A 12,370-nucleotide genomic window follows, 5' to 3' on the forward strand; every position below is an offset into this window, starting at 1 on the left:
AAAGATATGGGGCTGTGGCCCTGGCAGGAATCATGGCAGGCAGTTTTGCGCTGACAGGCTGCGGCAGCTATGCATCAAGCAGTGAGCTGAGGCTTCAGGCGGAAGCCTCCCTTTCAGGCCAGGCGGACAGCGGGAACGGCACTGGCCAGGATAGCCGGAGGGAACCGGGCAGCGGGACACAGGACGGCCAAGGGGGGCAGGACGGCCAGGACAGTCAAGGGGCGCAGGACGGCCAGGGCATCCGGACCGGCGGACCGTCCGCCGAAACCATCCGCGTGGAGACCGGGCTTACAACCGCCCCCATGCCTGAATTTGAGCCCGTGAACGATGAGGTATATGTAAAGACAGAGGATGGGGGAAGCGTCCGTCTGCGCTCATCCTGCAGCACGGACAGTGATTCCAACATCGTTACATACGCCAGTCCCGGCACCAGGCTTGCCCGTACAGGTAAGGGGAGCGAGTGGACCAGGATTGATTATAATGGTTCCACGGCCTACCTGTCATCTGCATATATCACCACGGAGGTGCCAAAGACCACGGCCGCACCGGCCCAAGGCGCCTGTGCGGACAGCGGTGAGGTGACGCTGAACCCATCCTGGAAATATGCGGAGTTTTCCAAAATCAACACAGGGGCGGCCGTCCTGTACCGTTCAGAGGCAGGGGCCAGGAAGAACATTACAATCTGTGTCAACGCCGGCCACGGCACCAAGGGCGGTTCGTCCGTGAAGACCTTGTGCCACCCCGACGGCACGCCAAAGGTAACAGGCGGCACCACCGGAACAGGTGCGACGTCCGCGGCAGCCGTGTCAGGCGGCATGACCTTTGCGGACGGCACGGCAGAGAGCAAGGTAACCCTTGCCATGGCCTTGATTTTAAAGGATAAGCTTCTGGCGGCAGGTTATGATGTTCTTATGATTCGTGAAAATGATGACGTCCAGCTGGATAACGTGGCAAGGACCGTGATTGCCAATAATGCCAGCGACTGCCATATTGCCCTTCACTGGGATTCCACCACCAGCAACAAGGGGGCATTTTATATGAGCGTGCCCAATGTGGAGTCCTACAGGAACATGGAGCCGGTGAAATCCCACTGGCAGCAGCACAATGCGCTGGGGGAAAGCCTGGTGGCAGGCCTTAAGGGGGCTGGGGTGAAGATCTTCTCCGGCGGTTCCATGGCCATGGACCTGACCCAGACATCCTATTCCACCATCCCGTCCGTGGACATTGAACTGGGGGATAAGGCATCCGACCATTCACAGGCAACCCTGAACACACTGGCAGACGGCCTGCTGGCCGGTATCAACCAGTATTTTGGCCAATCATAAGATACTGTACATAAAAGCCTTGCTGGTTTATTAACATTTTCTTACATAACCCTTCTTATAATAGACAAAATCTGAAAACTGGATTACAATAAGTGTAACAGTTAAAGTATTGTCAATATAAGGAGGGAATTTTTATGAAATGTATGAAACGTCTGCTGGCTATTGTCCTTGGAGCAGCACTGCTTTGCCCTATGACCGCATATGCCGGACAGACAGAAGAAGCCAAGGCACTGTATGACCAGGTACAGGAAAAGAGTAATGCAATCACGGATATGAATGCATTCTATGATTTCAAGATTAAATTTGGCGGCTCCATGATTGAGAACGCGGGCCTCACTGCCTCTGACATGCGTCTGGAGATGAATGTCAAGATGAACCATCTGACAGAGCCTGCCCTTATGCGTTATATGGCTTACTGCAGGATGACCGATCCGGACGGCAGCCAGATGACCTATTCCATGTACTATCTGGACGGATATATGTATATGGATATGCTGGGGCAGAAGATTAAGATGCCCATGGCCATGGGAGACATGATGCAGCAGAGCATGGCCAGCGCCAATGCTTTTGATGTTCCGACCGATATTGTTAAGGATATGAACCTGTGGGATGAAGGCGAGAACAAGGTAATCGGGTTTACCATTGACGACAGCCGGATGAATGAATTCCTTCAGACCGTATTAGGTTCCACCGGGCTTACGGGAATGATGGAAGGGACCAGCATGAGCCTTCATAACATAAAGGGCGAGTACGTTGTGAATCCGAACAATGACCTGATTAAGATGCGCCTTAAGATGGATATGTCCATGACCATGGACGGTGAGACCATTACCATGAGCATGGACGGCGATGTCGGTATCGCGGATCCCGGCCAGCCAGTGGATGTTCCGGTTCCTAATATTGCTGAGTACACCGATATCACGGCAGCAGCTAACCAGTAACCCTGCCGTAGATAAAAAAGAGTAAAAAAATCATGCCAGCTACTACACAAAACACGAAATTTAGTGTATAATGCAGTAGTTGGCATTTTTTGGAGGAGTACCCAAGTGGCTGAAGGGTCTGGCTTCGAACACCAGTAGGTCGGTAGCACCGGCGCGAGGGTTCAAATCCCTCCTCCTCCGTTTTATAACGCCCAGGGCAGGCCAGGACATCCTTTCCCGCCCTCTAAAGCCTTAAGCCGTCAGTTCATGGACTGGCGGTATTTTCATGCCTGAAACCCACATTTTCATGCCCTCTGGCCCGGTTCCGGGTGATTTCCAAAAATAATAAAATAAAATGGGACTTTTTCCTGCATTTCACAGTCTAATAGATAGAAGCATGTAAAACATGCGACTGTACGTACAGAAAAGAGAGGAACAGCAATGGAAAACTTAATAAAGAAAGCAAAATTGCGGGATGCGGATGCTTTTACAGAACTGATGCAGCAGCAGATGCAGAACATGTACAAAACAGCCCGTTCTGTTTTGGGCAATGAGGAAGATGTAGCGGACGCCATATCAGACACCATACTGGCATGCTGGGAAAAAATCGGACAGTTGAAGCAGGATGGATACTTCAGGACCTGGATGACCCGCATCCTGGTCAACAAGTGCAGGGACATCATACAGAAGAAAAAGCAGTTCTGTCTGATGGAAGAGGTGCCGGAGGTCCCGTCCCAGGATAAGGGATATGAGGACACGGAATGGAAGGAGGCGCTGAACATGCTGGGGGAACGGTACCGGCTGATCATGATGCTGTACTATGTGGAAGGCTTTCAAATCAACGAAATCAGCAGTATCCTGGAAATCACCGAGAGCACGGTCAGGACCCGTCTGGCCAGGGGAAGGGAAAAACTGGCAGGGGATTACCGCCCGGAACTAAGGAGGAACAGATATGAAAAATAAAGATATCATAAAAACATTACAGAAAGAGATAGAAATCCCTGACATTGTCCAGAAAAAGGCAGATGCTGCATTTGCAGCCATCCGCAGGGAAGCAGGGAACAGCAGGTCCGGCAGCCCCATGGTAAACCATCCGGCAGACGGGGAGGAGGACAGCGGACAGCGGAGGTCCCGCAGGAAAAAGGGGATACACAGGCATCCAGGAAGGAAGATATGGATTGCAGCGGCAGCGGCGGTGCTGGCCGTGGGCACAATCACGGCAGTGGCCGATTATATGAAACGCAGCAAAAGCCTTACCGAGGGCATGCAGGTCACAGACCAGCAGCAGATACAGATGCAGGAAAAGCACCTGTCATCCATAGTGAACCAGTCCTGTACGGATCAGGGGATTACGGTAACGGCAGTGGACAGCATAACGGACAATTATTACACCCACATTGCCTTCCGGGTGGAGGGATATAAGGTGGATACGGGGATACAGCCTGATTTTGGGACAATACAGGTTACGGTTGACGGAAACAATGGGTATAATGAGGCTTCCCCTGAAGACAGCTTCAACTACGTTGCGGGCTTTTACAATGGCTTCATCATGGGAGAGGACGGAAAGATCATCCATGCGGACGGCTCCCCGATACAGACCGACGAAGCCGGCAACTTAATTGAAAACTATACCATGGACGACGGAACCATGGAATACCAGATTACCCTGTCCAACACGCAGAAAAGAGGATTTTTCATCAATAAGCCGGTCCACGTGGAACTGTCCGGCCTGGGAACCGTTGCCAGGGCGGCTTATGAAAATGAGATTAACGGCACCTGGACCTTTGATTTAACATTGTCCGGTTCACCGGAACTTAAAGAATGCAGTTTAAACACGCCATTGGGCAGCACAGGGGCAAGTGTGGTAAAAGCAGAGATTTCCCCCATTTCCCTGGGAGTGGAGTATGAATTCCCCCGGCAGATGGAACCAGGAACCGCAACCGATGAAAATGGACAGGTAACAGAAACCCAATTCCATGCAGAACCCCCCAGGCTCATGGGCGTGCGCATGAAGGATGGGACCATGTATCCATATATCTATCTGGGACCAGGAAGCGCGGGATATGAATCAGAGGAATCCAGCCGTTACAGGACCATGTTTGCCATTGACCGCGTACTGGACGCGGAACAGGTGGAAAGCCTGCTGTTCGAAAAACCGGCTTCAGAACGCGGGACAACGCCAGAGGAAATGTTCTACATGGTGCCGGTGGGATAAGGGGAAATGCAGTTTATGTACAGCCCTGACGAATCAGGACTGCATGCCGCGCTGGGGGCATTCTTCCGGTATGGAAGGGGTTGCGTTGTCAGCTCCCGGAAGGTCAATTTCCGGTATGTCCCCGTCGCCATAGGTGCTGCTGTTGCGGCCCGGAAGTTCAATGGGTTCCATAGGTCTTTGGGTCTGTCCTGCTTCCATGCTTCATCACCCTTTCGTAAACATGTTCTCCACATAGTTGCGCATTTCCTGCCGGCTTTCAATGGTCCTGGCCCCGTTCACGATCTTCTCCTGTTCTGGTTTGCTAAGTCCTGCAAAGCGGTTCAGGGCATCGGAATGCATGGCCAGCTCCATGGTAAAGCCGATGGGCAGTTCATCGTTATTTATCTTATTTATCATGTTCATCACCTCATGGTTAGTATGGAACCGGGACAGCAAAAATATGCACGGTGCATTTCTTTTGAAGGAATGCAGCCAATCTGCCGCCGCGGTCCGTCTGTATGAAAGGCAGCTTAAGGGCCAAAAGCCGCGACCACAAACAGTCACGGCTTTATAAGGCAATTCTTTATGATGATTTAAAATGTTCCGGTTACCGAAGCCGGGATTGTGAACTCAACAGCCCCCATGTAACCAGGAGCCACATCGTATTCTGCAAATGCAATCACAAGCTCGCCCTTGTCATTGAAGTAGTAGCTCTCATCCCCGGTCAGGCCCTTAAAGTCATCCTCCGGCATCTCGGAATTGTAGAAATAGATGATATTATCATCGGCAGCCATCTGGTCAGCCATCTGCTGCTTAATGTTATTGCCGGCAGCGTCCAGCACACCCGGCTTATCCTTAAGAAGTTCTTTAAGGGAGATTACATTGCCTGTGGATTTATCGATGGTAAATATCTTTACGTACTGTGTGCCGCTGGCCATGGTAAGTGTAGTGTCAATGCGGATGCAAAGGTAGCGGTCCGTGTCGGTAACCACCTTGTAGCTGGAATCCAGGCCGTAATGTCCCTCGCCGTTATCCCTGGCAACCTCCTCTTCATACATGGCAATAAGCTCGTTGGCATAATCCTCAATGGATTTGTTGGCAGGGATCTGTGCGCCCTGTCCATTGTCCAGGGTGACCTGGGGAACCTTTATGTCTGCCTGCAGGTTGCCCCGGCTGTCTTCAAAGGTGCGGAAGGTAACTACTTTGGCAATGGAGCCGATGAGTGGAATCTGTTCCATTGCATTGGCGGTTGTGGGGTTTAAATTGGCAAGCAGTGTTATGGTCAGCATGGCTGCAACGGCTGCACCGCCTGTTTTCTTAAAAGATTTCATGATAATCACACCTCTCTGTTCTTTCTTTGCCCGGTCAATGCCAGCCTTCATGCGCTGCCTGGCTTCTTCCGGTACGGGGATATGTTCATATTCCTGCTTTAACATGTTAATCTGTTCTGATTCGTCCTGTTTCAAATGTTCCCGTTTCATGGGCATGGCTCCTTTCTAAGACTTATCCGGTATTTCCCTGTAATGCTCTGCCTCCAGGTTCAGTCTGAGTTTTTTTAAGGACCTGTATAATCTGGCTTTGACTGTGTTTAGATTGTCGCCTACAATGTCTGCAATGTCCTCCAGTTTTAAATCTTCAAAGTACCGCAGCAGGATAATGGTCCTGCTTTTGTCGTCCAGCTGGTTTAATACGGTCCTCAGCTCCAGGTCCTGGTATTGGTCCTCGACCGGTATCTCCGGCAGTTCCTCTGTAATGTTTTCCTTCTTTTTCCTGCGCAGCATATCCAGGGCGGTGTTGACTACGATCCTGTAAATCCATGTGGACAGGTAGTCCTTATTCCTTACCTTTCTGCAGTCCCTGATCGCCCGGTAGGCGCTTTCCTGGACCACATCCAGGGCATCATCTTCATTGCGCATATAGCTATATGCAAGGCGGTAATAACGCTCATAGTTCTCAGTGAGGATCTGTTCCGTTTCCGCCGTATTGTTCTGAAAGCCCATGCAATGCATCCTCCTTTCATTTGTTTCTGTCTGTTAGACGTTTGAGGATCCTATTAAGTTGCATCTATTTTAACATTTTATCGTAAGAAATCAGAAATGCAACATTCATTGTAATTTAATGTGAAAAATGCTATATTGTTAAAAGGAATCATATGAAAGGTGTACATCAGATGAGGGAAGATCATACAGAGGATATGGAATTAAATAAGGAAATGGAAGATATCCGCCAGGTACCCCTGGAGCCCGGGAGCAGGACAGCCCCGGGCCGGGAAAGGCCGGTTGGCGCTTCGTATACAGGCGGCGCAGCGCGTCCGGGAAGAGGCGCGCCCGGTATGGATGAAGGTATGGGCAGGGCAGCGCGTCCAAGAAGCGGGGCATCCGGCCTGGATGAAGGCGTGGGCAGGGCGGCGCGGCCAAGGAGCGGGGCATCCGGATTTGATGGAGGTGTGGGCAGGGCAGCGCGTCCAAGAAGCGGAGCATCCGGATTGGATGAAGGTGTGGGCAGGGCAGCGCGTCCGGGAAACGGAGCGCCTGGCCTGGATGAAGGTATGGGAAGGGCGGTGCGACCGGGAAGAGGCGCGGCGCAGACCGGATCCCAGGGATATGGACGTTCCAGGGCGCGGGGAAATAGGGAAGCGCAGGAAGTCCGTACCAGGCAGGCACGGACGGTTCCAGCGGAGGAAGAGGGCAGGAGAGGCAGGCCGGGGACGGCGGGAACCAGGCCGCCCAAAGCCAGGAATCAACGGACCGGCCAGCCGCCTCTTGAATCAGCGCCGCGTGAAGTCACGCTCCGGCCGGATGACGCGCCAGGGGAGTTCTCCCCTCATCCCGCGGGAAAAGTATCACGGGGCGGCAAAAAAAGGAAAGGTGTTCCCTTTATGGCGCTCCTGCTTGTGCTGATCCTTGGGGTTGGCGCTGGCCTGGGCGGGGGTTATTATCTGTGGGGATGGGAGCGGCCCTACACCATTGACCTGAAGGCAGTGGAAGTGCCGGAATGGGTAAAACAGGAATTCATCAGGAAGAATATTTTCTCAAGGCCGGATGTGAGCCGGAAGCGGATTAACAATATCGTGATCCACTATGTGGCCAATCCGGGAAGCACGGCAAAGAACAACAGGGATTATTTCGACAGCCTGGCGGACCAGGACCAGCAGAAGAGCGGTACATCCACCAGCAGCCACTTTGTGGTGGGGCTGGAGGGAGAGGTCATCCAGTGTATCCCGATTACGGAAATCGCCTATGGCAATGCCCCGCGCAATGAAGACACCATTTCCATTGAAGTCTGCCATCCGGATGAGACAGGCAGGTTCAATGACGTTACATATGAATCGGTTGTGAACCTGACGGCCTGGCTGTGTAAGGAACTTAAACTGGGTTCAAAGGACGTGGTACGCCATTACGATATCAACGGTAAGCTTTGCCCCAAGTATTATGTGGAGCATGAAGATGCGTGGGTACAGTTCAGAAAAGATGTGGATGCTGCCATAAAGGAGCTGTAGTGCCAGGGGGTGTTTGAAAATTCATTCCCGCCATCTGTCCGGCGGCCGGGAAGGACGGCCGCCGGAATACAAAGGATGGAGTACCAGGGCTTTCAGGAAATGGAAGGATCATAATGGAATGAACTCAGGCTTTCGTCCATGGAACACGGTATAATACCGGAACCCGCACCTTAAGAGGAAACGGCGGCATTCCTGGAACCCGTAGCCCAGATATTCCGGGGTATGGGCATCAGAGCCGATGGTGATGATTTCGCCGCCCAGTTCCCTGTATCGTTTTAATATCCTGCGGGAAGGATTGGGCTGCGAGAGGCCGTACCGGAGGCCTCCGGTATTGCACTCCAGCCCTTTGCCGTGTTCGATAAGCACCATGAGGATGGGGTCAATCCACTGGCTGAAGCGCTCATAAGAATAGGAAGCGTTCTGGTGAGGCGCATAGCGGACAATGTAATCCAGGTGCCCAAAGGAATCAAATACATCATAAAGGTTCCTGGCACGGTTTAAGGATACCTTGAAGAATTCCTCCAGCCCCCTCTCCTCGCCGTAATGTTCCCAGTAGCTGAGTTCATAGGGATCCATACCCGTCACAAAGTGGCTGGAGCCGATGATGAAGTCAAAGCTGGAGCCGTGTTCACGTACAAAATCATGAAGGTACCCATCCAGATGATCCTGAAGTCCCAGTTCCACTCCTATATTAATACGGATACGCCCTTCATATTCAGCCTGAAATGCCTTCAGGGCAGAGAGATAGGAGGGGATATCCAGGTTGAAATCCGTGTCGCAGAATCCCGAGTCATAATCATGGTGGTCCGTGATACAGATTTCCTTCATGCCAAGTTCCATGGCCTTTTCTATCTGCCTGCGCACCGGTGTGTCTGAATCACCGGAAAATGCAGTATGCAGATGACAATCGTTAATCATAAATGTTTCTCCTTGTGGTCAAATCATTCAACAGGTTCATTATAACAGAAAGTTCCAAAAATAGAAGCCAGTAATAATAATAATTTAGATGTATAAAGGTGTAGAGATTTGTGGTATAATGAAAAATAAGCATTCATTTGGACATAATCACCAAGGGGATGAAAAAAATTTCCAGAAAAAGCCTGTCCTGCGAAAAATTGAAAAAAGGACTTGCCATTTCCAGAGAAATTGATTACAATGTAAGAAGGTTGATTATTATTTAACAATAATATAATTTTTAACAAACTAGGAGGAATTGAATCATGGCAGTAAAAGTAGCAATTAATGGTTTTGGACGTATTGGACGTCTGGCTTTCCGTCAGATGTTCGGAGCAGAAGGTTACGACGTAGTAGCAATCAATGACTTAACCGATCCTAAGATGTTAGCTCATCTCTTAAAGTATGATACAGCACAGGGCGGATACGCTGGCGTATATGGACAGGGCCTTCATACCGTAGAGGCTGGTGAGGATTCCATTACTGTTGATGGCAGGAAGATTACCATCTACAAGGAGCCAAAGGCTGCTGATCTTCCATGGGGCCAGATTGGTGTTGACGTGGTTCTGGAGTGCACAGGCTTCTACTGCTCCAAGGACAAAGCACAGGCACACATCGATGCAGGCGCTAAGAAAGTTGTTATTTCTGCTCCAGCAGGCAATGATCTTCCTACGATTGTATACAGTGTTAATGAGAACGTACTGACAGCTGATGACAAGATTATCTCCGCTGCTTCCTGTACAACCAACTGCCTGGCTCCTATGGCTAAGGCACTGAATGATTACGCTCCTATCCAGAGCGGTATCATGTCCACCATCCACGCTTACACAGGCGATCAGATGATTCTGGACGGACCACACAGAAAAGGTGATTTAAGAAGGGCAAGAGCCGGCGCTGCAAACATCGTTCCGAACTCCACAGGCGCTGCTAAGGCTATCGGCCTGGTTATCCCAGAGCTGAACGGCAAGTTAATCGGTTCCGCACAGCGTGTTCCGGTACCGACCGGTTCCACCACAATCCTTACAGCTGTTGTTAAGAAGGCTGGCGTTACCAAGGAAGACATCAATGCCGCTATGAAGGCTGCTGCTTCTGAGTCCTTCGGATACAACGAGGATGCCATTGTTTCCTCCGATGTTATCGGCATGAAATTCGGCTCCCTGTTCGATGCAACCCAGACCATGGTAGCTCAGATTGCGGATGATCTGTATGAGGTTCAGGTTGTTTCATGGTATGACAACGAGAACTCCTACACAAGCCAGATGGTCAGGACCATTAAGTACTTTGCTGAGCTTGGCTAATTGAAGCAATAAGTTGACTCATGAGGGGTCCGGTCGTTTGGACCGGACCCTTTTTTGCGCAGGGGTTCCTGCATGGAATCTTAAGACTCTGAAAGGGGATTAATACAATGTTAAATAAGAAAACAGTAGATGATTTAAAGGATTTACAGGGCAAGAAGGTACTGGTGCGCTGCGATTTCAACGTGCCGTTAAAGGAAGGCGTCATCCAGAACTACAACCGTATCGACGGTGCCATCCCAACCATCAAGAAGCTTCTTGACCAGGGCGCAAAGGTTATCCTGTGTTCCCATCTGGGCAAGCCAAAGGGCGAGCCTGTACCTGAGATGAGTCTTGCACCGGTTGCACCGGCCCTCAGCGAGAGACTGGGCGTTGAAGTTAAGTTTGTGGATGATGCAAAGGTTACCGGACCTGAGACACAGAAGGTTGCCGCTGAATTAAAGGACGGCGAGGTTCTTCTGCTTCAGAATACACGTTACAGGATTGAAGAGACCAAGTTCAAGGATGGCGATGCTGCTACAGAAGGTTATGCCAAGGAACTGGCCGATCTGTGCGACGGCATTTTTGTCAATGATGCATTCGGCACCGCACACAGGGCACACTGCTCCAATGTGGGTGTTACAAGATATACCAAGGAGAACGTGGTAGGCTACCTGATGGAGAAGGAAATCAAGTTCTTAGGACAGGCGGTTGAGAACCCGGTCCGCCCCTTTGTGGCTATCCTGGGCGGCGCAAAGGTTTCTGATAAGATTAACGTGATTAACAACCTCCTTGACAAGGTTGACACCCTGATTATCGGAGGCGGCATGGCTTACACATTTGCCAAGGCCCAGGGACAGGAAATCGGCAATTCCCTGTGTGAGGCCGATAAGCTGGATTACGCGCTTCAGATGGTTAAGAAGGCAGAGGAGAAGGGCGTTAAGCTGCTGCTTCCGGTTGACCATGTAGAGGGTAAGGAATTTTCCAATGACACAGAGCATAAGGTAGTGGATGTGATTGATGCCGGCTGGTCAGGATTTGATATCGGACCTAAGACAATTGCTCTTTACAAGGATGCCTTAAAGGGCGCCAAGACCGTTGTATGGAACGGACCCATGGGCGTATTCGAATTCTCCAACTTTGCAGAAGGTACACTGGAAATCTGCCGTGCGGTTGCTGAACTGACAGATGCAACCACTGTCATCGGCGGCGGCGATTCCGTGAATGCTGTTAAGAGACTGGGCTTTGCCGATAAGATGACACACATTTCCACTGGCGGCGGCGCTTCCCTGGAATTCTTAGAGGGCAAGGAACTGCCGGGTGTTGCGGCTGCAGATAACAAATAATAGTATAACTGATACGGAAACTTCGGCGATATGAGGCCCATAAAGACTTTGCTAAGTATCGCCAGGCACTAAGTGCAAGGAGAGGGGAACCATCATGGCAAGAAAGAAAATCATCGCAGGCAACTGGAAAATGAACATGACACCTTCAGAGGCAGTTGCCCTGGTTAACGAGTTAAGACCACTGGTAGCAAATGACGATGTGGACGTGGTATTCTGCGTACCCGCAATCGACATCATCCCGGCTGTGGAAGCTGCCAAGGGAAGCAATATCTGCATTGGCGCGGAGAACATGTATTATGAGGAAAAAGGCGCTTACACAGGCGAGATTGCCCCTAACATGCTCACGGATGCAGGCGTAAAGTATGTAATCATCGGGCATTCCGAGAGACGCGAGTATTTTGCCGAGACAGACGAGACAGTGAATAAGAAGGTGCAGAAGGCATTTGAACACGGCATTACCCCGATTGTCTGCTGCGGCGAGTCCTTAACCCAGAGGGAACAGGGCATCACCATTGACTGGATCCGTCAGCAGATTAAGATTGCGTTCCTGAATGTGACGGCTGACCAGGCTAAGACTGCTGTAATCGCGTATGAGCCAATCTGGGCAATCGGCACAGGCAAGGTAGCAACCACGGAACAGGCTGAGGAAGTATGCGCAGCCATCCGTGCCTGCATCGGTGAGATTTATGATGATGCAACAGCAGAAGCCATCCGCATCCAGTACGGCGGCTCCGTATCCGCATCCTCAGCGCCGGAGCTGTTCGCACAGCCTGACATTGACGGCGGTCTGGTAGGCGGCGCCTCCCTTAAACCGGATTTTGGGAAAATTGTCAACTACAATAAGTAATAAGCAAGCAA

Annotated in this window: 13 protein-coding genes and 1 tRNA gene; 9 read left to right on the top strand and 5 right to left on the bottom strand. The window is 51.0% G+C overall.

What is annotated here, in order from left to right; translation table 11 throughout:
* The first annotated feature begins 302 nt into the window (after positions 1-302).
* The 5 genes from DWX59_RS10620 to DWX59_RS10640 all read left to right on the top strand — a co-directional run bounded on the left by DWX59_RS10620 (position 303) and on the right by DWX59_RS10640 (position 4,460).
* The gene (locus DWX59_RS10620; protein WP_409337933.1) at positions 303-1,325 is read left to right on the top strand and encodes an N-acetylmuramoyl-L-alanine amidase; all 1,023 of its coding nucleotides are present in this window, start codon (positions 303-305) and stop codon (positions 1,323-1,325) included.
* Positions 1,326-1,459: 134 nt separating this feature from the next.
* Positions 1,460-2,266 (top strand): DUF6612 family protein, encoded by an 807-nt coding sequence (locus DWX59_RS10625; protein ID WP_117558857.1) that lies wholly within the window; start codon positions 1,460-1,462, stop codon positions 2,264-2,266.
* Between the two features lie 91 nt (positions 2,267-2,357).
* Positions 2,358-2,446: transfer RNA gene (locus DWX59_RS10630), tRNA-Ser, on the top strand.
* A 240-nt stretch (positions 2,447-2,686) separates the two neighbouring features.
* Positions 2,687-3,208 carry an RNA polymerase sigma factor gene (locus DWX59_RS10635; protein WP_117558859.1) on the top strand — a complete coding sequence of 174 codons (522 nt, stop codon included), beginning with the start codon at positions 2,687-2,689 and terminating at the stop codon, positions 3,206-3,208.
* Complete coding sequence (locus DWX59_RS10640) at positions 3,198-4,460, top strand: DUF4179 domain-containing protein (protein WP_117558861.1); 1,263 nt, start codon at positions 3,198-3,200, stop codon at positions 4,458-4,460. Before DWX59_RS10635 ends, DWX59_RS10640 begins: the two co-directional genes overlap by 11 nt.
* Positions 4,461-4,493: 33 nt before the next feature.
* Here the strand turns inward: DWX59_RS10640 and DWX59_RS28685 are convergent, their stop codons facing one another.
* The 4 genes from DWX59_RS28685 to DWX59_RS10655 all read right to left on the bottom strand — a co-directional run bounded on the left by DWX59_RS28685 (position 4,494) and on the right by DWX59_RS10655 (position 6,439).
* Positions 4,494-4,658, bottom strand: coding sequence for a hypothetical protein (locus DWX59_RS28685; RefSeq protein ID WP_165642186.1), 165 nt, complete (start codon positions 4,656-4,658; stop codon positions 4,494-4,496).
* A gap of 6 nt (positions 4,659-4,664) precedes the next feature.
* Positions 4,665-4,856, bottom strand: coding sequence for a hypothetical protein (locus DWX59_RS10645; RefSeq protein ID WP_117558863.1), 192 nt, complete (start codon positions 4,854-4,856; stop codon positions 4,665-4,667).
* A 176-nt stretch (positions 4,857-5,032) separates the two neighbouring features.
* The gene (locus DWX59_RS10650; protein ID WP_330666056.1) at positions 5,033-5,920 is read right to left on the bottom strand and encodes an anti-sigma-V factor RsiV; all 888 of its coding nucleotides are present in this window, start codon (positions 5,918-5,920) and stop codon (positions 5,033-5,035) included.
* A 15-nt stretch (positions 5,921-5,935) separates the two neighbouring features.
* Complete coding sequence (locus DWX59_RS10655; RefSeq protein ID WP_227116053.1) at positions 5,936-6,439, bottom strand: RNA polymerase sigma factor; 504 nt, start codon at positions 6,437-6,439, stop codon at positions 5,936-5,938.
* Between the two features lie 170 nt (positions 6,440-6,609).
* Here DWX59_RS10655 and DWX59_RS10660 point away from each other — a divergent pair, with 170 nt between their 5' ends.
* A complete protein-coding gene (locus DWX59_RS10660) occupies positions 6,610-7,938 on the top strand; it encodes an N-acetylmuramoyl-L-alanine amidase (RefSeq protein ID WP_235845007.1) in 1,329 nt (442 codons plus the stop codon).
* 108 nt (positions 7,939-8,046) lie between these two features.
* Here the strand turns inward: DWX59_RS10660 and DWX59_RS10665 are convergent, their stop codons facing one another.
* Positions 8,047-8,856 carry a histidinol-phosphatase HisJ family protein gene (locus DWX59_RS10665; RefSeq protein ID WP_117558867.1) on the bottom strand — a complete coding sequence of 270 codons (810 nt, stop codon included), beginning with the start codon at positions 8,854-8,856 and terminating at the stop codon, positions 8,047-8,049.
* Positions 8,857-9,158: 302 nt separating this feature from the next.
* Here DWX59_RS10665 and gap point away from each other — a divergent pair, with 302 nt between their 5' ends.
* The 3 genes from gap (at position 9,159) to tpiA (ending at position 12,359) form a co-directional block, all read left to right on the top strand.
* Complete coding sequence (gene gap / locus DWX59_RS10670) at positions 9,159-10,190, top strand: type I glyceraldehyde-3-phosphate dehydrogenase (protein WP_117558869.1); 1,032 nt, start codon at positions 9,159-9,161, stop codon at positions 10,188-10,190.
* A gap of 107 nt (positions 10,191-10,297) precedes the next feature.
* A complete protein-coding gene (locus DWX59_RS10675; RefSeq protein WP_117558872.1) occupies positions 10,298-11,512 on the top strand; it encodes a phosphoglycerate kinase in 1,215 nt (404 codons plus the stop codon).
* A gap of 94 nt (positions 11,513-11,606) precedes the next feature.
* On the top strand, positions 11,607-12,359 hold the full coding sequence (gene tpiA / locus DWX59_RS10680; RefSeq protein ID WP_117558874.1) for a triose-phosphate isomerase: 753 nt from the start codon (positions 11,607-11,609) through the stop codon (positions 12,357-12,359).
* The last annotated feature ends 11 nt before the right edge of the window (positions 12,360-12,370 follow it).

It is taken from the genome of Enterocloster aldenensis, from assembly GCF_003434055.1.
Taxonomy (GTDB): Bacteria; Bacillota; Clostridia; order Lachnospirales; family Lachnospiraceae; genus Enterocloster; species Enterocloster aldenensis.

What these genes read in the sequence shown, in the direction of transcription:
- DWX59_RS10620 (WP_409337933.1), top strand. Translation starts at nt 303, where the DNA reads ATGCCTGAATTTGAGCCCGTGAACGATGAGGTATATGTAAAGACAGAG.
- DWX59_RS10625 (WP_117558857.1), top strand. Translation starts at nt 1,460, where the DNA reads ATGAAATGTATGAAACGTCTGCTGGCTATTGTCCTTGGAGCAGCACTG.
- DWX59_RS10635 (WP_117558859.1), top strand. Translation starts at nt 2,687, where the DNA reads ATGGAAAACTTAATAAAGAAAGCAAAATTGCGGGATGCGGATGCTTTT.
- DWX59_RS10640 (WP_117558861.1), top strand. Translation starts at nt 3,198, where the DNA reads ATGAAAAATAAAGATATCATAAAAACATTACAGAAAGAGATAGAAATC.
- DWX59_RS28685 (WP_165642186.1), bottom strand. Translation starts at nt 4,658, where the DNA reads ATGGAAGCAGGACAGACCCAAAGACCTATGGAACCCATTGAACTTCCG.
- DWX59_RS10645 (WP_117558863.1), bottom strand. Translation starts at nt 4,856, where the DNA reads ATGATAAATAAGATAAATAACGATGAACTGCCCATCGGCTTTACCATG.
- DWX59_RS10650 (WP_330666056.1), bottom strand. Translation starts at nt 5,920, where the DNA reads ATGAAACGGGAACATTTGAAACAGGACGAATCAGAACAGATTAACATG.
- DWX59_RS10655 (WP_227116053.1), bottom strand. Translation starts at nt 6,439, where the DNA reads ATGGGCTTTCAGAACAATACGGCGGAAACGGAACAGATCCTCACTGAG.
- DWX59_RS10660 (WP_235845007.1), top strand. Translation starts at nt 6,610, where the DNA reads ATGAGGGAAGATCATACAGAGGATATGGAATTAAATAAGGAAATGGAA.
- DWX59_RS10665 (WP_117558867.1), bottom strand. Translation starts at nt 8,856, where the DNA reads ATGATTAACGATTGTCATCTGCATACTGCATTTTCCGGTGATTCAGAC.
- gap (WP_117558869.1), top strand. Translation starts at nt 9,159, where the DNA reads ATGGCAGTAAAAGTAGCAATTAATGGTTTTGGACGTATTGGACGTCTG.
- DWX59_RS10675 (WP_117558872.1), top strand. Translation starts at nt 10,298, where the DNA reads ATGTTAAATAAGAAAACAGTAGATGATTTAAAGGATTTACAGGGCAAG.
- tpiA (WP_117558874.1), top strand. Translation starts at nt 11,607, where the DNA reads ATGGCAAGAAAGAAAATCATCGCAGGCAACTGGAAAATGAACATGACA.